We start from the raw sequence: 24698 nt of genomic DNA on the forward strand, positions 1-24698 counted from the left end.
GTTATGTGTAAAGAAAATCAAATTAAATGAGATATCAATTTATATAAAAAAATTAAACATTAATTTTTTTATATATTTTATAATTAAATTAATTTTTAAGGAAAGTTCCAAAATCATTTTTAATGATGATCAAATTTTAATCTTTTTAATTTACAAGACTTACTTGTTTTATTTATTTACCCATTATTGATTGATTAAAATAAGAGCGTCTGAAATAGATTCGATTGTGTTATACACGCCTAAAGGAATGTGAGAGAAATGTTGTTTATGTAAAAAACAGATGCCATTACTGTGATTTTTTAAATGATAAGTGATTTTTTGCATAGAGCAATCATTAATTAACCGTTATTTTATGATGTGTTTATAGTCAAAAAAAGAAACTCATAATATAGGTAATAATAATTATTATCTAAAAATGTAGCTAAGATAATATATATTTAAACATAAAATTGGTTTTTTTGGTGTTAATGTCGATTTTTCGATTTAAAGTAGGTTTTTAAGCCTATTTATCTCTATCTAATTTACAAAAATAGTTGTTAATTCTGGCTTGCTGTTTATTGATAACATTATGTTTTTATTGGTTTTGTTTATTGTTGATTCATTTCAGTGTTACCAATTAATTAAACTTCTTTACCTACTCGTGAATGAGTGAGGTTATTTGTTTTTAAACTCTGGATACGTAATATATTGGACATCAACTAATCTGAATCAAAGCATGAATAATAAATTCAGAGGTACCAGACATGGAAATTGAAAGATATAAATACTCATTATCAATTGGTCAAAGAATTAAATCACTCAGATTACAAAATGGTTGGAGTGGTGAAATGCTAGGTAAAGTAACAGGAATAAGCCAACAGCAAATTTCCCGTTTTGAACGTGGCATAAATAGAATTGATGTTGAATCATTAGCTAAATTTGCTAATGCATTTAATGTGAATATCGTAGTTTTATTATCTGATTATGACAAGACTATTTACGACAAAAATATATTTGTTGCAAATACCTTAGTTATTTAATTTCTGGAAGTAATATTAAAAGGACTTAGTACAACTTTAGTTATCAATATGTGTAGTTAATCATCCTTATTTTAATAATAAAGGATAGGACTCGTTTTATCTTACAAAGGTCAAATATGAAAAAATCTCTTTTGGTTTTATTAGTTGCATCTTCAATTTCAGCATCAGTTATGGCGGCAGATGGTGTTATTACATTTAATGGTGAGATTACTGCGACAACTTGTGATATCACTTCAGATAATGGCGGTAAAGACTTCACCGTTACTTTACCAAAAGTATCTACGACAGCATTAGCAAACGCTGGTGATATCGCTGGTGTAACTCAGTTTTCATTGAAGTTGGCAAACTGTACTTCAAACGTTGCTGTTGCAGCGAGCTTTGAAAATACAACCAGCACTGATGCAAGTAATGGTAACTTGAATCCAACAACCGGCCCAGCAGGTGTACAGATCCGTTTAGCTGACTCTGTTGGTACTCAGACAAAAGTAAACGGTGGTCCAGCTGGTCAAACGAATATCGTTGCAGGCAGTGCAACTCTGCCATTCCAAGCTTACTACTTTGCGAAAACTCCAGTAACTAACGCTGGCGTTGTTACTGCTCAAGTGAATTATACAATCGCATATCCATAATAGCAGAATTATCAGGAAGAGAAATCTTCCTGATATAAATGATCTAAAAAGTGGAAATATAATTTCCACTTTTTAGTATCAATATAATTAATCATTGATTATAAGTTTTATTTTTTATTATTTGGCAAAATGAAAGCTCTATTGTTTCTTGATGCTATATAAAAATACTATTTTAGTAAATAAGATAATTTTAAGGTTAAGTCATTATGATAACTCGAGCATCAATTATAAAGAAATTTATTTTATTCATTTCATTATTCATTTCATTATTCATTATATCGACGCCGATTTATGCTAGTGTAATTATTAATGGCACTCGTGTTATTTATAATGAAAAATCTAAGAGTAAAATTGCACAACTTGTTAATGAAAATAAATGGCCTGCTCTTGTTCAAGTATGGCTAGATAACGGTGATCCTAATGAATCACCCGAGAATATTAAAACGCCATTTGCTATCACTCCGCCTATTTTTAAAATGGGACCTGGTTCAGGTCAAAATTTGCGTATAACCTACCTTGGTGAGTCATTACCTAAAGATAAAGAATCTATTTATTATATGAATGTACTGGAAGTGCCACCAGAAGATCAAGATGCAATTGAAAAGCAACAAAATACTATGCAAATCGCTATTCGGACAAGGATCAAATTATTTTTTAGACCTGAAGGAATTGGCATGCCCGCATTGCTAAATGAAAAACTCAATTTTTCATTTGAAAAAACAGCTAAAGGTAATCAAGTATTAGTAAAAAATAACTCACCTTGGTATATCACCTTTCAAGATGTTTCAATTTCAAACGGTTCAAAAAAATTAAAACTTGAAGGAAATATGGTTGCACCATTTTCAACTATCTCACTAGGTAATGAAAATGGTAATTCGATACCAAATGAATTTATTAACTCTAAAAAAGTGAACTACAGCATAATTAATGATTATGGCGGTGTGGATCCCTACGAATCAAATATATAATTAAATGGTATTGATATGAAAATTAAATTAATATTTTTATTTATTTCCTTATCTTTTGGAGCTGGTCGGTTTGCACTCGCCGTAGAACAAAATCAGAATGAAAAAAAATATTCATATAATGAAGGTTTTCTGGTTGGTAACGCAAAGTCAATTTCTATAGATAAACTTTCGGAAGATCAAATTACTACTGGGGATTGGTCTGTTGATGTCTACTTAAATAATGAATTTATTTATAACAAAAATATTCTTTTCTATGAAAACGATAAAGGTCAAGTTGTTCCTTGCTTAACACAAGAAGATATTGACAGTTTTAATATAAAACCTGATTTTTTATCGTTAATTACATCTAATGGACAATGTGAAGATCTTCAAGCGCTATCAAATGATGTGCAAATTCATTTAAAACAAGATGTTTTACGATTAGATATATTGATTCCTCAGGCGATGGTAGAACAGTATGCACGTGGTTATGTTCCAATCAGCTCCTTGAATGAAGGGGTTTCAGCGCTATTTATGAATTATAACGTTAATGGTTATAGTAGTCGTAGCAATGGAGAGGATGAGCACTCAGCTTACGGTAATATCTCCGCAGGGTTAAACTTGGGGTTATATCGGATCCGCCATCAATCTAGCATGCAATATAATCAGAATGATAAATTTCAACATGAAAGTATTCGAACTTATGTTCAGCGTGCATTCCCTGAAATAGAAAGTGAATTAACTGCTGGGCAATCATTTACGAGTGGTAGTCTTTTTGATAGTTTTTCCTATACTGGTGCCGAATTGGCTACTGATAATCGCATGCGCCCACAATCCTTACAAGGATTTGCTCCAACAGTAAGAGGAATTGCAAATAGTAATGCGCGAGTAAAAATTATTCAAAATGGCTATACAATTTATGAAACTAACGTATCGCCCGGCGAATTTGTGATCAACGACCTCTATGCAACGGGTTACGGTGGTGATTTGATTGTGGAGGTTACTGAAGCGAACGGCAGTGTTTCAACATTTATTGTTCCATTTTCTACAGTACCCGGCTTATTAAGACCAGGGCAGATTGATTACAGCATTGTTAGTGGTGAACTACGCGGGCCGAACACATCTTCCAATATATTTGTACAATCGACAGTGCAATATGGCCTAAGTAATATATTAACACCATTCGTCGGTATGCAGTATTCTAATAAATATCAGTCTGGAATGTTAGGCTTTGCGGTTAACACATATATTGGAGCTTTCAGCTTTGATATGGCTAGTTCTAAGGCTGAATTAAATAATGATAAAATCTATAAAGGTGCGCGAGCAAGGGTGACGTGGAATAAAGATATTCAAGCGACTAGCACTAATATCGCTTTAGCTGGATATCGTTATGAATCACAAGACTATTTAAGTTTATATGAAGCTGATACCTATCGTGATAGCTATTTGTATAATGGAGAGTCTATCAACCCAAGGCGAGCTCAATATATTTTAACCGTCAACCAAAATCTATTGGATTACGGAACTGTTTATGTAAGCGGCTCATTACAGACTTGGCGTGATAATTTACCAGACAGTAAACAATTACAGGCTGGGTATATGAATAACTTTAAAGGTATTGGTTACAGCTTTACCTATATGAAGATGTATCGTAATAGTGACCAAGGTGGTGATAATAACTATATGTTAAGCGTCACTGTACCATTCTCTCTTTGGTATCCAGAGCAAAATACAACTTTAACGAGCTCTGTAACACGTTCTGACGCAAATGATCGCTGGTCAAATAATACAAGTGTGAGTAGTTCATTTGGTGAAGATAACTCAATTTCGTGGAATGCTACGGCAAGTGATATTGGCCGTTCAAATAGTAACTTCTCAGGTAATATACAAAAAGAGTTTTCACTAACAGCAATTAACGCAGGCTATTCTCAAGGGCGTGATTATAAATCATTCTCAGCAGGTGCGAATGGAGCTTTGGTTGTTTACGAAGGAGGGATCATTCCTTCTCGTTATTTAGGTGATACCTTTGCTATTATTGAAGCAGAAGGTGGTGAAGGTGCATCCGTGTCATCATGGAACAATATTGTCTTGAATAAGCGTGGTCAGGCAGTCGTTCCATCATTAATGCCATATCAATACAACACACTTTATCTTAATTCTGAAAATATGAGTTCAGATGTTGAGATTGATAATAATATGGCGAAAGTTGCACCTTATGCAGGTTCAATATCATTAGTGAAATTTAAAACTCAAAAAGGTAATAATATTACTTATCGTATTATATTATCAAATAATAAATCAGTACCATTTGGCTCTGATATATATGATGAAAATAATAATAAAGTTGGTTTGGTGGGGCAGGGAGGATTAGTTCATTTTAATGCGACTGATGAACAAGGTTTAGTATTTGTAAAATGGGGAGATGCAAATGAACAACGCTGCAAGTTCTCTTATAAAATTAAAATTAATAAAGAAATTCCTGAAGCTACATGTTATTTATATTAAAAGCATTATATTAATGAATAATTAATGTTGCAATATATTTAACACGCCATTTTATTAGATTATAATTTATTGGGGTTATTTATGTTTATAATTAAACGGTCAATATTATTGATGGGGATCGTACTCTTTTTTATATCTGAGTTATCATATGCCAAATGTACTCAAGTGACTTTTTTTGGTGGGCCAGTTAGAGGAGGGGCTAAGTCTGATGTTAATATCTATGATAAAAAGTATCAGCCAGAGGGAACAACATTAGGATATGAATATGTATCTCCTCAGGATATGGCTTCACAGTTAGGTATTCCTATCGATCAGGTTTTATTTAGATGTGACCTTGCAGATAAAGATAAAATTTATCAGCTATATTATATACCGATAGGATATGGGATAGATAACTATACTCCATTTGGTACCGTAGATGGTATAGGCTATTGGAAAACTAATATGGTTGGATTAATGTTTAATTTTTTCATTGGTAATGGGGCCTCTTCCAGTACACAGTTTTATAGTAATTATACTGGCAATAATAGTAGTAATATTAGAAAGGAAACCATAGGCTACGATATAGATCCAAGTAATAATCAAAAAATAGTTATTAAGATGAAACACTATGCTGGTTTTACGACTAAACAAGTTCGCTCAAATCAGGCTGTTGGTACATCCTATGTAGGGCCTATTGGGGTAGTTAATCGGGGACAAATTGTCTTTAGCGGTCCTGGTATTAATGAAAATGGTACGGTAAGTAACGCTTATGCTGCAATCCCTCTTGCTATGCGCGTTATTTATGGCCGACTAAATAATGCCTGTGGTATTTCACGAGTAACACCTACTGTAAACCTAGGAACTCATTCAGCAAATAATTTACCATCCACTTTAACTAATTTTTCAGTAGATATTGAATGTCAAAGAGGATCAACGAAAGTAAAATATGGCTTTGTACCAAGTGAAGAAAATAGAATAACAGATGAACAGAACTATTTATTATTAGATCCTAGCTCAGGTGCTACAGCTAAAGGTGTAGCGATTGAAATATTAAATTCAAGCGGAGCAAGAGTTAAATTATTATCATTAGGTGCTGTAGGAGCACCAATTCCAACTACAAATAACTGGACTCCTGTTTCTGTATTAGGTGGGTCAGGGCTTCAGATGATTAACTTGACCTTTAGTGCTCGGTATGTGAAATACCCTACAGGAGGAACAGTTAAGCCTGGAAACGCAAACAGTAAAGCAACATTTTTAATCGATATGCAGTAATAATATCAAACAAGAGATACCTACGTTGCTAGCGGTAGGTATCTTATTATGAATTTATTAATAACAAGCTCTAGTCATAAGTAATATTTAAAGTCGGCTTGTTGTTAAATTGGTTGTATTCCACCTTTACAAAATCTGAACTGAGTTTTTTGGCCTCTCTAAGTGAGCTGGTTTTAATTTGGTTTTTACCATTACGGTAGCACTCAAGGCCAACTTGCTCACTATTCGCGACCTTCACTTCACATTGTGGTTCGTAAACATAGCCAAAAAAGGTGATAGTACCGCCACCAATTACATTGGAAGCGGCATAGGCAAAAGAAAAACTAGAAATGAGTACAGCAGTAACAGTGGCAAGTAAGGATAAGCGTTTCATAGTCTATCTCCTAATTGAACTAGCACATACTCGTCATACTTCAAATTGCAGCGTTGTTGAGCGACTTCACGAGCTTATTGCTCAGCTGCATCTCGAGTTATTCATGATGAATACAACAAATTCGAGTAGCGCGTTGCGGGTTCTCATTTATAAGTTTAGTTCAATTGCGAGTAATTAATATGACATATGCTAAGGAAATATGCATTTCACATAGTTTATCTTGCATGTGAGGAATTTTTAAACGATCATGCTGCTGTATAATCTTCTGCTCTGGTAATGAAAATAGCCTGTTTACCGAATAAAAACCGGAAACAGGCTAGGAATGGATTTGTTTTAGGTGTTTTATTAACAATTATTGTTTTGATGCTTTTAGGGAAAATAAACTTTTAAACGAACTAAATAACTGCTTAGAGAGCTGCCTTTAGTGGGTTTATTGTTTAATCCCATGGTGTTGGCGTATCATGAAAGGTGTAAATGAAAAGTGTGAACGATATTTGCCCTTGTTCTTTGTCGATACAAGGGCAAATTGAATGATTAAATCTTACTTGAAGATTTTGAATCTTGCTTCGTCATCCATAAAGTCTTTGTCACCAGCTGGTGCATTGATAGAACCAAATACCATTTGAGCACGTAATACCCAATTATCTGGTGTACCCCATTCTTTTTGAACGTGGTTATCAATTAGTGGATTGTAGTGTTGTAATGATGCACCCACATTTTCTTGTGCTAATGCAGTCCATACTGCGAATTGTGCGATACCGCTTGCTTGTTCTGACCAAATAGGGAAGTTGTCTGCGTACAATGGGAATTGCTCTTGTAAGCCTTTAACGACATTCATATCTTCAAAGAACAAGATAGAACCAGCACCTGCTGCAAAACTATCAATTTTTTGTTCAGTTGCGGCAAAAGCTTGAGCAGGAACAATAGCGCGCAAAGTTTCTTTGGTTAAGTTCCACAATTTTTTATGTTGTTCACCAAATAAAATGACAACACGTGACGTTTGTGAGTTAAATGATGAAGGAGAATGTTTGACTGCTTCTTTAATTAGTTTTGTAATATGATCGTGAGAAACAGGTAATTGATCGCCTAGGTTGTAAATAGTACGACGGTTTTTAATCATTTCGATAAATGCGTTTGACATGTAAGTCTCCTAGCTATTTATTAGCGCACGGTATTATATGAACAGTTCCAGACGCTGCTATTCATTTGATGAGTACTACTATATCGTTGTGGTTAAAAAATCATAGAAAAAAAATTTAACCGTAAAGTTCAAATTTTTAGGCTAAGTTAGTTTGCTAATAAAATTGTTAATATTCAAGTAATTAGTTGTGTTTTAGCACTTTTTGTGTAAATGGGTGAGTGATATTAAGGGAAATTAATGAAGAGAACTGAATAAGGGGAGTAGGGTACAATTTGATATACCCTACAGAAAGACTGATACATATAAATTTATTTAAGAGATGCTAAAGGTTGGGATATTTGTATTTTTGTCCCCCCAAAGTTATCACGAATATAGTTCTTAACTGCTTCAGTATGATAAATTTTTTCGAGTTTACTAAATGCAGGGTTATCTTTATTCTCTGTTTTGACGACTAACACATTAATCATGTCATTAATGCTACCATCATTCTGTTCGCGGAATAAAGAATCACTTAAAGCATTTAATCCCCCTTCTTGTGCGGCGGTATTACCAATAACGGCGATATCAACATCGGGCAAAGCTCTTGGGCCATGAGCATATTTTATTTGTTTAAATTCTAACTGTTTGGGATTATCAATAATATCATTAACAGAACCGGTTGCTTGGTTAAAATTAGGTTTTAATGTAATTAGTTTTGCCTTTTGTAATAATAATAATGCTCTTGCATGATTGGCGGTATCATTAGGGATCGCGACGAGTGCGCCATTAGGTAATTCATCTAACTTTTTATATTTAGATGAGTAAACAGCCATTGGCTCAAAGTAAGTTGTGGCAATAGCCGTTAATTTATTGCCATTATTTTTATTAAAGTCTTTCAAAAATCCCCAAGATTGAAATGCATTCACGTCAACATCACCATCGATAGTTGCAATATTGAGGGTGACACCATCATCAATAATTTTAACATCTATGTCTAAACCGGCATCTTTAGCTGCCTGTGATTGGGCAATAAATTGCCAAATATCCGCATCGCTACCATGACTACCAATAATGATTTTTTGCTCCTGAGTGCTGCTATTGGTGGTTTGTTTGACCTCATCCTCTTGTGAACAAGCAATCAAAGCAGAAACGGAAAGTGCTAATAATAATGCAGCTATTTTTTTCATTAAAGTATCCCAAACGTGTTATTTAAGAATATATAAGCAGATTGCGTAGAGGTAATTGAAATAACATTTCATCAGTAAGAATAACTTTTAGTTATATCTCTATATTATTAATAAATTGCTATATATTCGTCATACATCAAGATGTAAGGTTGTTGACTACGTAACGCCCAGTGAGTCGTAGAGTTTAGCTATACTCCTCGTCTATCTTCGTTTGTGGTTTATCTGTACCTCCAATTATTTAGAGTATATCGATATACTTTTAAATTATTTTAGTATTTTATTAACGTGCTATTTAATTAATAAAACTAACAACTCATAAGGTTTTATTATGTCAGCATATCCACTACCGATTATTGATCTTCGTGAATTAGATGATCCAAGTACCCGTGAAAACTTCTATCAAAAATTACGTTTTACAGCACGTGAAATCGGTTTTTTTTATCTTATTGGGCACGATGTTTCATCGGAACAACGAGAAAATTTATTAGCCACCACGAAACGCTTTTTTTCTTTACCAATAACCGAAAAAAGTAAAATAGATATGAGCCATTCAAAACATTTTCGTGGCTATACTGGGTCAACACAAGAAAATACGCGTAATCAACCTGACTATCGAGAACAAATTGATATTGGTGAAGAGCTGCCTGCATTATCTTTAACAGAACAGGATCCTATTTGGTTTAATTTGCAAGGGCCAAATCAATGGCCTGATGCACTACCTGAATTAAGAGAGCAGGCGCTGGCTTGGCAATCGGCTATGAGAGCAACTGCAATTAAATTAATTAAGGCATTTCTTGTTGCATTAGAGCTTCCTGAAAACAGCTTTGATCCTATTATTGCTGATCCTGCCCAGCATTTATTGAAACTAATTCATTATCCTGCACGTGAAAATAGTTTTAATGGGGAACAAGGTGTTGGTGCACATAAAGATGCAGGGATCTTAACTTTATTATGGCAAGACAACATTGGCGGATTGCAGGTTGAGACGGATAGTGGTTGGGTTGATGTTGCACCTTTAGAAAATGCTTTTGTTGTCAATATTGGTGAGGTTTTTGAATTAGCCACCAATGGCTACCTACGTGCGAATGTTCATCAGGTAGTTAGAAAGCAAAACAGCGTGTCACGCTATTCGATCGCCTATTTTATTACGCCGAGTGTATTTGCGAATGAAGTACCCTTATTACCTCTACCTGCTTATTTGGCTAAACAAGCATTGGGGCCTGATAGCGATCCACTAAACCCTTTATTTACGAATTTGGGTAAAAATGCCATCAAAGGGCGACTACGTTCACATTTATCAGTAACGCGCCAATTTTATCCGGAGGAATACGAGCAAATAATTAAAAATAGCAATATCTTATGATGTACTTAGCATACAGCTGAGCGTTTATTTTATTGGAGTACCATGATGTCAAATCGCTATTATAAAAAAGAGCTTAACGGGCACACATTAGCAGCAGAAACATTAATGATGAGCTATGGATATGATCCACAGCTTTCAGAAGGTGCGATTAAGCCCCCTGTATTTTTAACTTCTACATTTGTATTTAAAACGGCACAGGAAGGGAAAGCATTTTTTGATATGGTTAGTGGGCGCACACCAACGCCTGAAGATCAAAAACAAGGGCTTGTATACTCTCGTTTTAATCATCCAAACAGCGAAATCGTTGAAGACCGGCTCGCGTTATATGAAGGTGCGGAGAGTGCGGCACTGTTTTCTTCAGGGATGTCAGCGATCACTACCTGCCTAATGGCATTTTTGAAGCCTGGAGATGTATTACTGCATTCTCAACCATTATACGGTGGAACGGAAACGCTATTCTTAAATACATTGGCTCGTTTTGGTATTACTTCAATTCCTTTCGCAAATGGCTGCGATGTGGAATCGATAAGAGAAGTGATTAAAGGTGTTGATCCAGCTAAAAACATTGCAGCTATCTATATCGAAACACCTTCGAATCCATTGAATACGTTAGTGGACATTCACTTATTGAGCGAGCTAACCAAAGAGATAGCGCAAACGCGTCAAAACGAGAAACCACTATTGATCTGCGATAACACCTTACTTGGGCCAGTTTTCCAGAAACCGTTATCATTAGGTGCTGATTTAAGTGTGTACTCACTAACTAAATATGTTGGGGGTCATTCTGATTTAGTTGCCGGTGGTGTTGTTGGTAGCCGTCAGCTATTGAATAAAGTTCGTGCGCAACGTAATGCGATTGGTACACAGCTTGATCCGCATTCAAGTTGGATGCTTGGACGTTCACTGGAAACATTACAGTTACGCATGGAAAAAGCCAATGATAATGCCCTGCAATTAGCGACGTTCTTGCATCAACACCCCAAAGTCAAAAAGGTCCATTATCCTGAGTTTTTACCACCAGAAAGTATTGAATATCAAATCTATCAACGTCAATGCACAGGTGCAGGTTCAACCTTTTCAATTAATGTCGGAGAGAATGAAGAGGACGCATTTAATTTCTTAAACCATCTGGCACTGTTTAAGCTTGCGGTGAGTTTAGGTGGTACAGAATCTTTGGCTTGCCATCCTGCATCGACAACCCATTCAGGGATTGCAGCATCAGTTCGCCAAGCAACAGGTATTGAAAGTAACTTAGTCCGCTTATCAGTAGGAATTGAAAACGTTAATGATTTAAAGCAAGCGCTATCGCAGGCTTTGGATGCTATCTAGTTTGAAAAATTGCAGAGGCATTAGCCTCTGCGGATTGTTTTTAGTTAACTCGATATTGGCTAGGTAATTCACTAAATCCAAAACCATTGGTTTTTTTCACGGGGATCTGCACAGGTATCCGTTCTTTCATTGCCTCAACATGGCTAATGACCCCAATGGTTTTACCTGAGGCATTTAGACTTTCTAAAGCATCTAAGGCGATATCCAAGGTTTCTGGATCGAGCGTCCCAAATCCTTCATCAAGGAATAATGATTCCAACTGCGTTTTATTGCTCACCATATCTGATAACGCCAATGCCAATGCGAGGCTGACCAAGAAACTTTCGCCTCCGGAAAGGGTTTTGATATCCCTGATGGTATCGGCTTGCCAGACATCAATCACTTGTAATTCAAGATCAGAATTATGGCTCCGTTTTAAGATATAACGCCCATGTAGCTTATCGAGCCGCTGATTGGCGAGCGAAATAAGACAATCAAAGGTTAAGCCTTGTGCATAGCGACGGAATTTATCTCCCTCGGCAGAGCCAATTAATTCATTGAGTAGTCCCCAATCATCACAATGCGCTTGGCTTTGTTCTATTTCCTGTAATAGGCCACGCTGTTGGTGGCGTTGCTGCTTATCAGTATTTAGCTGACTGATAATTTGCCCTTGCTGCTGATTGAGATTTTTTATTGCACTATCAAGTTCATTAATATCATGCTGCAATTGTGCTTGCTGGGTATTTAACATCTCTTTTGGCTGTTGTGCCAAATGCTCTTGTAATGCTAACTCACCTTCTTTATAACGTGTTTCTGCTTGTATGCAGGATTGCTTTAATTGTTGATGTAATTGTTCTAATCGCAATTTTTCTTCAGCTGATAATAACGCTTCCAAAAATGTCTGCTGTGTCGCAAAAGGGCTGTTTATCAGTGCTTGATTAAAATGTTCTTGGGCGCTGCTCTGTTGCTGCTGACCCTTCTCAATCGCACTGCTAACTTCACGATAGCTCCCTTTTAGTGATGCGATTTCTTTTTCACGATAAGTCACTTGCTCGTTGAGCTGTTGTAGCTGAGCAGTGATCTTCTCTTGTTCTACGCGTAATTGGCTGACAAATTGTGAGATGGATTGACCTCCCAGCAATGATTGTCGCGAGTGCTGCTTTTGTTGCAGTAACAGTTGCAGTTGTTGTAACTGCTGTTGGCTATTTTCTAATTGTTGTTTCACCGTAGCTTGTTGAGCGACTTCGGCCTGTAACATAGCCTCTGTGACGGCAATTTTTTTGGTGAGATCTTGGATGGCCTGTTTTTTGACTTCATATAACTGACCGCGTTTTTCTAGTCCATCAAACCACTGAGAAATGTGTTCATTAGCCGGTAATTGAAAGGCTGATAATGACGATTGCAGTTGTTGATGTTGTTCATTATATCGTTGTTGCTGAGTCACTAGCTGCGTTTGGGTTTCATCGATTGAGCGTTGAATGTGCTGTATGCGCTCATCAAGTAAAGTTAACGTTGATTGTTGCTGCTTATTTAATGATTGTTTTTCATGCAACTGATGCTTTGATTGCTGATATTCACGTTCTAGTAACGTGAAATCCTCCAAGAGCTGTTGTTGGCGAGAGAGCTGTTGCTGGCTTTGATTGAGCAGCTGCTCTACGGCGCTTTGCTCAATCGCTAAATCATCAATCATTGCTTTCTGACAGGTTGTTACCCACTGTTTTTGTATGTGACTTTCTTGATTGGCAAGTTGTAATAGTGCTTGCTGGTTGTCCTCTTGCCGTTGAATATCCTTTTGCAATTGTGTTTGTTGAGTGACTAAGGTGTGTTTGAGTTGCTCAAATTGCGTTGTTAGTTCATGTAAACGTTGTTCTGTTTGGCTCGGCTCAATGGCTTGATATTCGGTTACCGCAGGGTGTTCAGTTGCTCCACAAAGTGGGCAAGGGTTACCTGCGATCAGCTGTTGGCGTTCTGTTTCTAAGCTGACTATTTTTTGTTCTAATCGTAATCGAGCCTGTAAATCGGTTAAATGTGGCTGAGTATGGCTAATTTGTGTTTCTATCTGTTGGCACTGTTTTTCAACTTGTGTGATTGATTGGGTAATCTCTTTTTGTTGAGTTAATTTAATTTGCTGCTGATTTTGCAGCTCTTGCCATTGAGTAAGCAGAACGGGTAACAATTGTAGATGCTGTGCTGTTATGCGCAATTGCTCAACAGATTGGCTAATTTTTTCAAGATCATGAGTTTCCAGCCATGCTAAATATTTTTTTTCAATTTGCTGGTAAATAGCACTATCTTGCTCAACTTGTTGTTGAAGTTGCGCATATTGTTCGGTTTGTTGCTTTTGTTCATTGCATGACGTTGCATATTGTTGTTTTAGTGTCTGCTGTTTCTGTTCAAGCTGGGTAACTTGTTTTTTAGATTGTTCAAGATATTGCTCCTGTTGACGCCATGAAGCAATATGTTGCGAAATTAGTGCATCTTGTTGGTTTTCTTGCAAATAATGCTGAATAGTGCTGAGTTCTGTATTTGACAGTGTTATTTGCTGTTGAGCACGTTCAATTACGGTTTGTTTTGTTTGATGTTGGGATTGATATTGATTTTGTTGCTCTAGTATTTCTTTAATTTGCTGATTTAAATTAATAATTTCGTTATCTAATGGGCGAACTTGGTTATCGATCACTAACGTTTGTTGCTGGACGTAGCTTAGGTGCTGCGTATTTTGCGTATTAACTTGTGTTAATTGTTCTTGTAATGGAGCTAGCTGTTGAGTCTGAGTATTTAGAGCCAGTAAAAGATTTTGCTGTTTTTCTAATAATTCATTTAGTGATTGTTGTTGGCGCTCTACATCTTGCCATAGAGGGCGTAGGTGCTCAGCAGGGATGTTATCAGTGAGTTTTTTTAGTTCAGGTTCAGCTAATTGATAGGCACTTTGAGCTTGTTGCAGCTCTAATTGCTGCTGTTGTAAACGTATATTGAGTTGCTGTTGGCGTTGCTGCCAATGTAGTATTTGCTGATTTTGTGTACGCTTTTGATTTAACTCTATTTCTTTTTCAGCCAAACGTTGTTGTTCAGTGAGTAATGTTTGATATTCATCTTCTGTGAGTAAGTGAATACTTTGTGCACGAGCTTTTAAAATTTCTAAATCATTTTTAACGTGTTTGTGCTGACGATAAATGTAACTCGAGATTTGGCTATAAATTTCGGTGCCAGTGATTTCCTCAAGTAAATCAGCTCGTTCTTTTTCACTGGCATTCAAAAAGGCTGCAAAATCACCTTGAGATAGAAGGATTGATTTAGTGAAACGGCCAAAATCGAGCCCAGTAATTTGAATAATTTGCTCTCTGACTTCACTGATTTTCTCAGCGATAATTTTGCCATCATTCACCGTGGCTAACTCGGCCTTCGGTGACTGTAATTTACCATCAGGCTTATTACTTGCGCGTCTTTGGCTCCAAAAAGCGCGGTAGGCTGTTCCTTTCACTTCAAACTCAACTTCCGCAAGACATTCGCCTGTGTGACGGGTCATGAGTTCATTTTGGCTGGCTGATAAGGTATTTAAACGCGGAGTTTGATGATAAAGAGCAAGACAAATCGCATCTAACAGTGTTGTTTTACCAGCTCCGGTAGGGCCAGTAATGGCGAATAGGCCTTGGCTGATAAAAGGTTCTTGGTTAAAGTCAATTTTCCATTCACCTTTGAGGGAGTTAATATTTTTAAAACGTAAACTCAGTATTTTCATGCGTCCCCCTCAAGCTCAGAACGTAATGCATCGTGAGATTGTTTAAATAGCAGTAAGAGCCGTTGTTCTTTTTCTTTATCGCCCAGTTCTTCTTCTGTTAAGCGACGTAAAAACACCTCTTCGGCGGTAAGCTCATTTAATGTTTCATTGGCGAGAGCTGTCTGTTGGCCTTGTGGCTGCTTGCGAGCTCGACGTAACAAAACCACGTCAACAGGTAAATCTTTAACCAATGCTTCAATACGTTGCTGTATATCAGCAAGGTAGTCTTGGCTGGCAACCTCGATATCCAGCCAAATGGGTTGAATATTGTCATTATTATCTATTTCATTTAGCTGCTTTTGGATATCGGCAAGTGATCCTTTGAGGGTTTTTAATGGCTGAAATATAGGGATCGGTAATTGTTGAATTTGAGCGATATCACTGCGATCGAACTCCACTAAACAAACGCTTTTTTGTTGTTCAGCTTCATCAAAACTTAATGCAATAGGTGACCCGCAATAGCGAATGTGCGGTTTTCCGCCGATGACTTGTGGACGATGGATATGCCCCAATGCAATATAGTCGGCAGGGGGAAAGGCTCCTGATGGAAAGGCATCTAGGGTGCCGATATAAATATCCCGCACAGAATCAGAAACTTCGGCACCAACAACGGTTAGATGACCTGTGGCAATAATCGGAATTTCAAGCCCCAAAGCTTCACGTTGTTGCTGGGCTAGTTGATAGCTACACTGATAATATTCACTAATTGCATTTTGTAGTGAGAGCTGTTTTTGTTCGCTACTTTGCCCTGCAACGCTGAGTTGAATATCCCTTGGGCGCAGAAATGGGATAGCGCATAGCAATGCCCCTGGCTCACCTTGTGCATTTTTAAGTGTGATGACATGGGGTTGACTACCCGAGGTGACAACATCAGTATTTAAATAAGCCAGTAGTGAACTGGTTTCATTTAACACAGAAACAGAATCATGATTACCGCTGAGTATCACCAATTGGCAGCCAGTTTGTTGTAAAGAGACGACAAATTGGTTGTAAAGTTCTCTTGCATAGCTGGGCGGTGAGCCCGTATCAAAGATATCACCGGCAACAATGACAGCATCAACCTGATATTGTTTAACTTGTTCGATTAGCCAAGTTAAGAAATATTGGTGTTCCGCAGCACGGCTTTTTGTAAAAAAATATTGGCCAAGGTGCCAGTCAGAGGTATGGATGATACGCATCAATATAGGTTCCTAAGGATGACTAATCGTCATATTTAAAGTTGCAGTTACCAACGCTATCACTTGAAGTATGACGAATACTGGAATTGAAATTATGCTAATTGAACGTTATGCAGTATACCTTATCAGAGCGCGTTGATGCGGAGAATTGTCGTTTTGCTCATATGACCTCGATATTTCACTAAAATGACAATTATTATCGGACTATCATCATTGAGTGTTAACATTCATAATTCTGTCATAAAAGTGACGCATAATGATTTTACTTTTAATAATCTCTTCTTATTTACAGGATTAATCATGGCAAGACGCATTCTAGTAGTTGAAGATGAAGCGCCCATCCGAGAAATGGTTTGTTTTGTACTAGAGCAGAATGGTTTTCAGTCTATTGAAGCTGATGATTATGATTCCGCAATTGCGCAGTTAGTTGACCCGTTACCTGATTTGGTGTTATTGGATTGGATGATCCCGGGTGGTTCAGGGATCCAAGTAATTAAACATATGAAACGTGACAGTGACACGCGTGATGTGCCCGTGATGATGCTGACTGCGCGTGGGGAAGAGGAAGACCGAGTAAAAGGGCTAGAAGTTGGGGCTGATGATTATTTGATTAAGCCTTTTTCACCAAAAGAGCTGGTGGCTCGTGTTAAAGCCATTTTACGTCGTATTTCGCCGATGGCGACAGAAGACATCATTGAAATGAACGGGTTAACATTAGATCCAACCTCTCACCGTGTCAGTAGTCAAGATACGCCTATTGATATGGGGCCAACGGAATATAAATTACTGCATTTCTTTATGACTCACCCTGAGCGGGTGTATAGTCGTGAGCAGCTACTTAATTATGTTTGGGGCGCAAATGTTTATGTAGAAGATCGCACCGTTGACGTACATATTCGCCGCCTTAGAAAGGCATTAGAAGTCGAAGGGCATGATAAAATGGTGCAAACAGTTCGTGGTACGGGCTATCGCTTCTCAACGCGTTACTGATAACTAAAGGGGATTCCCGCGTGCTTGAACGCTTATCATGGAAACAGCTGATTTTAGGGCTGTTTTTATTTATTTTACCTGCATTAATTTTATCTTTATTTATCGGCCATCTTGCATGGCTGTTGGTGATTTCGCTTGCAGCAGCGCTGATTTGGCATAGTTATAACTTAATGAAACTGTCATATTGGTTATGGCTAGACCGTAGTATGCTCCCTCCTGATGGTAAAGGTGGATGGGAACCCATATTTTACGGGATATATCAAATGCAACAACGTAATCGTAAACGTCGTCGTGAGCTAGGACAATTAATTAAGCGGTTTCGAAGTGGGGCTGAATCTTTACCTGATGCCGTGGTAATGATGACGCTTGAAGGGAATATTTTTTGGTGTAATCGCCATGCCCAACACTTATTGGGTTTTCGTTGGCCTGAAGATAGTGGACAACCTATTTTTAACTTACTACGTTACCCTGATTTTAGTCGTTATTTTACCTTACAGAATTATGAGCAACCGTTAACGCTTGAGCTGAATAGTGGTGCGATTGTTGAATTTCGTATTCTTCCTTATACGGAAGGTCAATTATTAATGGTGGCTCGCGATGTCACTGAAAAACGTCGGTTAGAAAAAGCACGTAGAGATTTTTTTGCTAACGTAAGTCATGAGTTACGCACGCCATTGACGGTTATTCAGGGGTATCTTGAAGTACTGGATGACCAAGAAAATACCTCACCCGCCAATAAAAAAGCCCTTCATGTGATGCAAGAACAAGCACACCGTATGGATAGCTTGGTTAAGCAATTATTGCAACTATCACGTATTGAAGTGGCTCCACAAATTAGTTTAGATGAGCAGATTAATATCCCTGTTATTTTAAAAATGATTGAGCAAGAGGCGATTAGCTTAAGTCAGGGGCGGCAACAATTTGAATTTTCTGTCGATGAAAAACTGCGTGTTTATGGTAATGAGGAACAACTGCGTAGTGCGGTAGCAAACTTAGTGTATAACGCGATTGCTCATACACCTGAAGGCTCAACTATTCGTGTTAGTTGGCAGAAAAATCATCATGGCGCACGCTTTAGTGTGGCAGATAATGGTACAGGGATCCCTGCTGAACATATCCCTCGCTTGACCGAGCGTTTTTATCGTGTTGATAAAGCAAGGACTCGCCATGGGAGTGGCGGAACAGGTTTAGGCTTAGCCATCGTCAAACATGCTTTACAGCACCATAATAGTCAGTTAGTGATCACCAGCCAACTTGGCAAAGGCAGTGAGTTCTCTTTTACTTTACCACCGGTGTTGATTGTAACTGATAAGAAAACGGTTAAGACAGTATAAATAGCCCCTAACATGATCCTTGATGAAAGTGGCAGCTAGTTGCCGCTTTTGCTTGTTAATTCAACGTATATATCCCTTTTTTAGATGTTTATTTGTTCTTTTTTAGTGATAAAAGCCAGTAGCCAAGGTCAACTTTCTCTAAACTCTAGCGACTTCTCAGGTCATTCGATATTCTATTTCCTCGTCCTCATTTAGCCACTGTCATGGTAAATAGCGAGAGTGAATAATCGCATATTGATTGTTTTTTGTTCAAATCATATAGTGTATATTCGTAGTTTACTGACAGTAATCACTGGCTAGCAAAAATACTTTAGTGTTTTATGCTTGTTTTCTGGTTTGCTATTGCCTTTTTACCCTATAAAAGTTTTACTTGTAGCCAGTTATTGGCGATTTTCCCTATTTTCTGAGTTTTCATCTTGCCTGATGTGATAAATAATACACATTGTATTGTTAATGGCTTGTTAATTAAAATTCTATGCTCTACATGGTTCGAGGTATAACTAGGCGGCGAGTGAGTGAAGTGCTAAGGGCATACAAAGGTATGTGACTAGTCGGAACGAATGATGCCATTAGTGTTGTAACTTGAAGAGTGACGAGTGTGTCGTCAATTATAATTCAAAGAGATACCTATAGGCGTCTCTACATTTTCTAATATCGTTACATAGATTTAATATAAAATATGGCTCATCGTTTAACATCCAGAGATATTATTGCCTTAGGTTTTATGACCTTTGCGCTATTTGTTGGGGCTGGAAATATCATATTTCCACCTATGGTCGGCTTACAAGCAGGTGAACAAGTTTGGACCGCAGCCCTTGGTTTCCTTGTAACTGGCGTTGGTCTCCCCGTTTTAACCGTTATTGCACTAGCTAAAGTCGGTGGTGGCATTGAATCCTTAAGTACACCTGTAGGCAAAACCGCAGGTTTATTACTTGCCGTTGTTGCTTACCTTTCAGTTGGGCCTTTATTTGCGACACCTCGTACCGCAACCGTATCATATAAAGTGGGCATAGCACCGTTACTTGGCGGTGAATCTGACATCTCGCTATTGATTTACAGTGCGGTCTATTTTGTGTTAGTGATCGGTATTTCATTGTATCCGGGAAAATTACTCGACAGTGTTGGCCACATACTCGCACCGGTGAAAATGCTGGCTTTAGCTATCCTTGGCGTTGCTGCGGTATTGTGGCCGGCAGGTGAACCACTGCCTTCAACAGATGCATATCGTGATATGGCATTCTCTAATGGATTTATCAATGGTTATTTAACCATGGACACGTTAGGGGCGATGGTATTTGGTATTGTTATTGTTAATGCTGCGCGTTCTCGAGGAATTGAAAACTCTTCATTATTAACGCGTTATACTATGTGGGCTGGTTTAATTGCAGGGGTATTGCTGACACTGGTTTATCTATCATTATTTAAATTAGGTGAAAACAGCGCATCAATTATTCCTAATCCACAAGATGGGGCAGACATTCTGCACGCGTATGTTCAATATACCTTTGGCGATTATGGTAGTTTCTTCCTAGCTGTTCTGATTTTCGTTGCTTGTATGGTGACGGCGGTCGGTTTGACTTGCGCTTGTGCTGAGTTCTTTAGCCGCTATGTGCCGATTTCATATCGTACTTTAGTGCTGATACTTGGCGTGTTTTCTATGGTGGTCTCTAACCTTGGCTTAAGTAAGCTGATTGCATTTTCTGTTCCTGTGTTAGTGGCGATCTATCCACCTTGTATTGTGTTGATCTTACTTAGCTTCACGCTCAAGTGGTGGCGTAACCCAAGTGTAGTGATTGCACCAACTATGTTGACGAGTTTTGTGGTTGGGTTGATTGGCGCTGCAAAAGCATCAGATAACCTGAAAGATTATATTCCTGAATGGATGACCTCTATTCCACTGTATCAGCAAGACTTAGCGTGGTTATTGCCTTCGATTGTCGTGCTAATTGTTGCAGCTGTTTGTGATCGGGTGGTGACGCCAGCAACTGAGCATCATCAGGCTTAATAGAACTATATTAAAAACCAAAAGGAGCAAATTTGCTCCTTTTGGTTTATTTGAAATAGGGATAGTTTAATTAACGCCAACAGCACTACCCGCAGGGCGTCTTACATCGTTTGCCCCATAGATATAGCCTTGGCGAACTTTACCTGAAACAGCAGAGTCATTACCTGACGAATCCGTTTTGTCACCTTTTGCATCAGGTACAGGAACCATAATCAGCTCAGCGGCTCCCCATGGGGTTTGCTCCACCATCTTGTAGCCCATCTTATCAAGTAAGGCTAAACTATCTTTAGAGACGCCTCTTTCTTCATAATAGACCTCATCAGGTAACCATTGGTGGTGGATCCTTGCAGCATTTACCGCTTCTTGTGGCGGCATGCCATGGTCGATAATATTCAATGCGGTTTGTAGGGTAATTGAGATAATACGCGATCCTCCCGGTGAACCAAGTACTAGGAACACATGGCCATCTTTAGTCACAATGGTTGGGCTCATTGATGAAAGTGGGCGCTTACCGGGAGCAATAGAGTTTCTTTCCCCTTGCACTAGCCCATACATATTTTTTTCACCGACTTTAGTGGTGAAATCATCCATTTCATCATTTAAAAAGAAGCCGGTACCCGGCGGGATCACCACTGAGCCAAAACGGCCATTGATGGTATAGGTGGTTGAAACCGCATTACCTTTATCATCGACAACAGAGTAGTGAGTCGTTTCTGGTTTTTCATGTGGGCCAACACCCGGCTGAACTTGAGTTGATGGTGTGGCTTGATTTGGTTTGATCTCTTTGCGCAGTTCTTCCGCATAGGCTTTGCTCAGCAATTTATCCGTTGGGTTATCGACAAATGCGGGATCACCTAAGAACGTATTTCTGTCCATATAAGCATGGCGCATCGCTTCTGTTAACGTATGGATATATTCAGCGGAATTGAAGCCCATTCCTTTAAGATCATAGTTTTCTAATATATTCAGCGTTTGGCAAATCGTTACACCACCTGAGCTAGGTGGTGGCGCAGAGATAAATTTATAGCCACGATAGGTGCAGCTAACTGGTGTTGTATCGGTGATCGTGTAATTTGCAAAATCGTCGGCAGTTAAGATGCCGCCATTCTTTTTAGAGGCTTGTTCAACAATTTTAGGGATCTCGCCTTCATAGAAAGCCTTAGGTCCTTCTTTTGCTATTTTTTCCAGTGTATTAGCTAGATCGGTTTGTACTAATAGATCACCCGGTTGGAAAGCGCTACCGTCAGGCTTTAAAAAGATGCGTGCCACTTCAGGATCTTGCTTAAAGCGATCTGTCGTCGTATCCAGTACGTCAGTATCTGCTCGCGTCAAAATAAATCCTTCTCTGGCTAATTTAATCGCCGGCTCCATCACTTGTTGGCGACTCATGGTGCCATATTTTTCAAGAGCATAATCAAGGCCTTTGACAGTACCTGGAACACCGGAAGCTAAATAACCATAAAGGCTGGCATCTTTAATGAGTTTGCCATCTTTATCGAGATACATGTCTGCATTAGCTGCTTTAGGGGCCGTTTCCCTGAAATTGATAAAAAGATCGTTGCCATCAGCAAGGTGGATTGTCATAAAACCACCACCACCAATATTGCCGCAGCATGGGTTAACGACCGCTTGTGCATAACCAACAGCAACAGCAGCGTCGACCGCGTTACCACCAGCCTTAAGGATATCAGCACCAATCTGTGATGCTAAATGTTGAGAAGATACCACCATGCCTTTTTGTGCCTCAACAGCAGGCTCTGAGGCAGCAAATAACTGAGGTGAGATAAGTAGCGAAAGTAGTAGGGCAGAAGGGCGCCATGATGTTTTTATCATTAGTATCTCCTGATGAATGTATGAGATTATGTAACATAAACGACTAATGTGAATTATTTGTTAATCATTTGTACGCTTAATGTATAGCATAAAATAGTTGAGATAACTGAAGGATAAAACTGAAAAGTGTTAACAAAATGCTAAAAAATTTATTTTGAGGGAATTTTTCGTGGCAATAATGAGGCACACAGGGGTGCCTCTAAAGATATTTTTTGAGTTTATTTTTGATTAAATAAGGCGATATGGATCCAACCATTATTGGTTAGAACTAAAGGACTTTGTTGTGATTTTTCAGCTCGTTCTTGGCTGGTTTTAATTTGTGGATAAGCGGCAATCACTTTTTCATTTTTAGCCCAAGGTGCGACGTCTTCAATCTTTTGCTTGAAATTAGCAATTGAAACTTTTTGTCCACCACGCTCAGCTGGCTCAGTAAAGTTAGTGACTTCGGTGACGACAAATTTACCGGTGCAGAAGCTACCACGACCTGAGAAATCGGCTTTTGTCGCGTCAAAGAATTTTTGACCTTCGCTAGTTAACGTAAACTCTACGCCATCACCTGATTTCTCAGTGCCCCACATATCCTTAACAACAATTTGTTTGTTCGCTTTATTTAATAGTCCCGCATCAACCAAAGTATCTAATTGTTCAATAGTACGTGTATTGGATGGTGCTAAAAAACCAGCAGGGAATGAGCCTGTATTAATACAAATAGCAGGTTTTGTATCGAGATAATCTTGAATGGATTTTTTGAAATTACTTTCGGATGCCGTTTGGTTATTATCACAGCCAGCAAGTGCCACTCCAGCAATAACAATGGATGCTAACATTTTGAACTTCATGACATTTATCCTACTTTATGATTGTCTTAGCGATTAAGCTAAAAAATGTAACTAATTATTGATAAATGTAACCATATTATAAATATTGAAACCATGAAAGTATGGTTCGCTATATATTCTTAAATATATTGAATTTTAAGTTTAATTAAGAATTTTCTAGCAATCGCTATTGCAAAAAAGATGACAAGACAGGAGGGAATAATATGATGGCAATCTCTAAAAATGGAAAAATCGGCACAAGCAACGCCTATGCCGATCTATAAAAACTTAAAAGGTCTTAATTACAGACCCGTTGCGTTTTTGGTCAGGTAGTCAGCAACGCCTTTAGGAGATGCGTTCATACCTTCTTTTCCTTTTTCCCACTGAGCTGGGCAAACATCACCGTGCTCTTCGTGGAATTGCAGCGCATCAACCATACGCAGCATTTCATCAATATTACGGCCTAGTGGTAGGTCGTTAACGACTTGGTGACGAACAACACCATTTTTGTCTACTAAGAAAGAACCACGCAGAGCAACACCTGCTTCTGGGTGCTCGATGCCGTAAGCTTTCATGATTTCACGTTTGATATCAGCAACCATTGGGTATTTAACTTCACCAATACCGCCATTATCAACAGGAGTTTTACGCCATGCGTTGTGAACAAACTCGGAGTCAAAAGAGACACCAACAATTTCAACGCCACGTTTTTTGAATTCTTCATAACGGTGATCAAATGCAATCAATTCTGAAGGACATACAAAGGTAAAGTCCATTGGCCAGAAGAAGATCACAGCTGCACGGCCGTTCAGGTGGTTTTTTAGGTTGAAGTTATCAACGATTTCACCGTTACCAAGAACAGCTGCCGCAGTAAAGTCAGGGGCTTGACGTGTTACCAGAACCATAATTTACTCCTATGAGTTTGAATTAAAGGCTTTCTATATATACTCGGTATACTTCGAGTTGCCGCGCTTTTTCGTTAAAACATGGTGATGACGTTCATTCAACGCCAGCCACATAGTTTTCTATGTTCCTAGCGACTCATTCACTGGCCACC

Annotated in this window: 18 protein-coding genes; 10 read left to right on the plus strand and 8 right to left on the minus strand. The window is 38.2% G+C overall.

Annotated features, from left to right (window positions below):
* Positions 1-743: 743 nt before the first annotated feature.
* The 5 genes from JI723_RS03740 (at position 744) to JI723_RS03760 (ending at position 6354) form a co-directional block, all read left to right on the plus strand.
* Positions 744-1019 (plus strand): helix-turn-helix domain-containing protein, encoded by a 276-nt coding sequence (locus JI723_RS03740; RefSeq protein WP_272580407.1) that lies wholly within the window; start codon positions 744-746, stop codon positions 1017-1019.
* A gap of 116 nt (positions 1020-1135) precedes the next feature.
* On the plus strand, positions 1136-1648 hold the full coding sequence (locus JI723_RS03745) for a fimbrial protein (RefSeq protein ID WP_272580406.1): 513 nt from the start codon (positions 1136-1138) through the stop codon (positions 1646-1648).
* A gap of 206 nt (positions 1649-1854) precedes the next feature.
* The gene (locus tag JI723_RS03750) at positions 1855-2616 is read left to right on the plus strand and encodes a fimbrial biogenesis chaperone (RefSeq protein WP_272580405.1); all 762 of its coding nucleotides are present in this window, start codon (positions 1855-1857) and stop codon (positions 2614-2616) included.
* A gap of 15 nt (positions 2617-2631) precedes the next feature.
* Entirely contained in the window at positions 2632-5100 is a 2469-nt protein-coding gene (locus JI723_RS03755; RefSeq protein WP_272580404.1) for a fimbria/pilus outer membrane usher protein, read from the plus strand.
* 81 nt (positions 5101-5181) lie between these two features.
* A complete protein-coding gene (locus tag JI723_RS03760; protein ID WP_272580403.1) occupies positions 5182-6354 on the plus strand; it encodes a fimbrial protein in 1173 nt (390 codons plus the stop codon).
* A gap of 70 nt (positions 6355-6424) precedes the next feature.
* Here JI723_RS03760 and JI723_RS03765 read toward each other — a convergent pair whose 3' ends face one another.
* The 3 genes from JI723_RS03765 to JI723_RS03775 form a co-directional block, all read right to left on the minus strand.
* A complete protein-coding gene (locus tag JI723_RS03765) occupies positions 6425-6727 on the minus strand; it encodes a hypothetical protein (protein ID WP_337979790.1) in 303 nt (100 codons plus the stop codon).
* Between the two features lie 541 nt (positions 6728-7268).
* A complete protein-coding gene (locus JI723_RS03770) occupies positions 7269-7868 on the minus strand; it encodes a nitroreductase family protein (RefSeq protein ID WP_070926838.1) in 600 nt (199 codons plus the stop codon).
* A 308-nt stretch (positions 7869-8176) separates the two neighbouring features.
* Positions 8177-9034 carry a MetQ/NlpA family ABC transporter substrate-binding protein gene (locus tag JI723_RS03775; protein ID WP_319066993.1) on the minus strand — a complete coding sequence of 286 codons (858 nt, stop codon included), beginning with the start codon at positions 9032-9034 and terminating at the stop codon, positions 8177-8179.
* A gap of 328 nt (positions 9035-9362) precedes the next feature.
* Here JI723_RS03775 and JI723_RS03780 point away from each other — a divergent pair, with 328 nt between their 5' ends.
* Together JI723_RS03780 and JI723_RS03785 are read left to right on the plus strand one after the other, a co-directional pair.
* Positions 9363-10397: an isopenicillin N synthase family dioxygenase gene (locus JI723_RS03780; RefSeq protein WP_140181870.1), complete on the plus strand. Its 1035-nt coding sequence runs from the start codon at positions 9363-9365 to the stop codon at positions 10395-10397.
* Positions 10398-10439: 42 nt separating this feature from the next.
* Positions 10440-11726 (plus strand): cystathionine gamma-synthase family protein, encoded by a 1287-nt coding sequence (locus JI723_RS03785; RefSeq protein ID WP_070926831.1) that lies wholly within the window; start codon positions 10440-10442, stop codon positions 11724-11726.
* A gap of 40 nt (positions 11727-11766) precedes the next feature.
* Here JI723_RS03785 and JI723_RS03790 read toward each other — a convergent pair whose 3' ends face one another.
* On the minus strand, positions 11767-15444 hold the full coding sequence (locus JI723_RS03790) for an AAA family ATPase (protein ID WP_272580400.1): 3678 nt from the start codon (positions 15442-15444) through the stop codon (positions 11767-11769).
* Positions 15441-16661, minus strand: a complete 1221-nt coding sequence (sbcD, locus tag JI723_RS03795; RefSeq protein WP_140181876.1) for an exonuclease subunit SbcD — start codon at positions 16659-16661, stop codon at positions 15441-15443. The genes JI723_RS03790 and sbcD overlap by 4 nt, the downstream gene beginning before the upstream one ends.
* A gap of 300 nt (positions 16662-16961) precedes the next feature.
* Between sbcD and phoB the strand changes: the two genes are divergently transcribed.
* The 3 genes from phoB (at position 16962) to brnQ (ending at position 20990) form a co-directional block, all read left to right on the plus strand.
* Complete coding sequence (gene phoB, locus JI723_RS03800; protein ID WP_070926825.1) at positions 16962-17651, plus strand: phosphate regulon transcriptional regulator PhoB; 690 nt, start codon at positions 16962-16964, stop codon at positions 17649-17651.
* 20 nt (positions 17652-17671) lie between these two features.
* Positions 17672-18985, plus strand: coding sequence for a phosphate regulon sensor histidine kinase PhoR (phoR, locus tag JI723_RS03805; protein WP_319066988.1), 1314 nt, complete (start codon positions 17672-17674; stop codon positions 18983-18985).
* Positions 18986-19664: 679 nt separating this feature from the next.
* The gene (gene brnQ / locus JI723_RS03810) at positions 19665-20990 is read left to right on the plus strand and encodes a branched-chain amino acid transport system II carrier protein (protein ID WP_140181880.1); all 1326 of its coding nucleotides are present in this window, start codon (positions 19665-19667) and stop codon (positions 20988-20990) included.
* A gap of 66 nt (positions 20991-21056) precedes the next feature.
* On the opposite strand, the gene ggt is transcribed toward brnQ, so the two are convergent.
* The 3 genes from ggt to JI723_RS03825 all read right to left on the minus strand — a co-directional run bounded on the left by ggt (position 21057) and on the right by JI723_RS03825 (position 24546).
* Positions 21057-22823, minus strand: coding sequence for a gamma-glutamyltransferase (gene ggt, locus JI723_RS03815; protein WP_070926819.1), 1767 nt, complete (start codon positions 22821-22823; stop codon positions 21057-21059).
* A gap of 218 nt (positions 22824-23041) precedes the next feature.
* Entirely contained in the window at positions 23042-23662 is a 621-nt protein-coding gene (locus tag JI723_RS03820; RefSeq protein ID WP_140181884.1) for a hypothetical protein, read from the minus strand.
* Positions 23663-23943: 281 nt separating this feature from the next.
* The gene (locus JI723_RS03825) at positions 23944-24546 is read right to left on the minus strand and encodes a peroxiredoxin C (RefSeq protein ID WP_070926815.1); all 603 of its coding nucleotides are present in this window, start codon (positions 24544-24546) and stop codon (positions 23944-23946) included.
* Positions 24547-24698 lie beyond the last annotated feature (152 nt).

Source organism: Providencia manganoxydans, assembly GCF_016618195.1.
GTDB classification, from domain to species: Bacteria; Pseudomonadota; Gammaproteobacteria; order Enterobacterales; family Enterobacteriaceae; genus Providencia; species Providencia manganoxydans.

Coding starts and splice junctions, on each gene's coding strand:
- JI723_RS03740 (WP_272580407.1), top strand. CDS start 744: ATGGAAATTGAAAGATATAAATACTCATTATCAATTGGTCAAAGAATT.
- JI723_RS03745 (WP_272580406.1), top strand. CDS start 1,136: ATGAAAAAATCTCTTTTGGTTTTATTAGTTGCATCTTCAATTTCAGCA.
- JI723_RS03750 (WP_272580405.1), top strand. CDS start 1,855: ATGATAACTCGAGCATCAATTATAAAGAAATTTATTTTATTCATTTCA.
- JI723_RS03755 (WP_272580404.1), top strand. CDS start 2,632: ATGAAAATTAAATTAATATTTTTATTTATTTCCTTATCTTTTGGAGCT.
- JI723_RS03760 (WP_272580403.1), top strand. CDS start 5,182: ATGTTTATAATTAAACGGTCAATATTATTGATGGGGATCGTACTCTTT.
- JI723_RS03765 (WP_337979790.1), bottom strand. CDS start 6,727: ATGAAACGCTTATCCTTACTTGCCACTGTTACTGCTGTACTCATTTCT.
- JI723_RS03770 (WP_070926838.1), bottom strand. CDS start 7,868: ATGTCAAACGCATTTATCGAAATGATTAAAAACCGTCGTACTATTTAC.
- JI723_RS03775 (WP_319066993.1), bottom strand. CDS start 9,034: ATGAAAAAAATAGCTGCATTATTATTAGCACTTTCCGTTTCTGCTTTG.
- JI723_RS03780 (WP_140181870.1), top strand. CDS start 9,363: ATGTCAGCATATCCACTACCGATTATTGATCTTCGTGAATTAGATGAT.
- JI723_RS03785 (WP_070926831.1), top strand. CDS start 10,440: ATGATGTCAAATCGCTATTATAAAAAAGAGCTTAACGGGCACACATTA.
- JI723_RS03790 (WP_272580400.1), bottom strand. CDS start 15,444: ATGAAAATACTGAGTTTACGTTTTAAAAATATTAACTCCCTCAAAGGT.
- sbcD (WP_140181876.1), bottom strand. CDS start 16,661: ATGCGTATCATCCATACCTCTGACTGGCACCTTGGCCAATATTTTTTT.
- phoB (WP_070926825.1), top strand. CDS start 16,962: ATGGCAAGACGCATTCTAGTAGTTGAAGATGAAGCGCCCATCCGAGAA.
- brnQ (WP_140181880.1), top strand. CDS start 19,665: ATGGCTCATCGTTTAACATCCAGAGATATTATTGCCTTAGGTTTTATG.
- ggt (WP_070926819.1), bottom strand. CDS start 22,823: ATGATAAAAACATCATGGCGCCCTTCTGCCCTACTACTTTCGCTACTT.
- JI723_RS03820 (WP_140181884.1), bottom strand. CDS start 23,662: ATGAAGTTCAAAATGTTAGCATCCATTGTTATTGCTGGAGTGGCACTT.
- JI723_RS03825 (WP_070926815.1), bottom strand. CDS start 24,546: ATGGTTCTGGTAACACGTCAAGCCCCTGACTTTACTGCGGCAGCTGTT.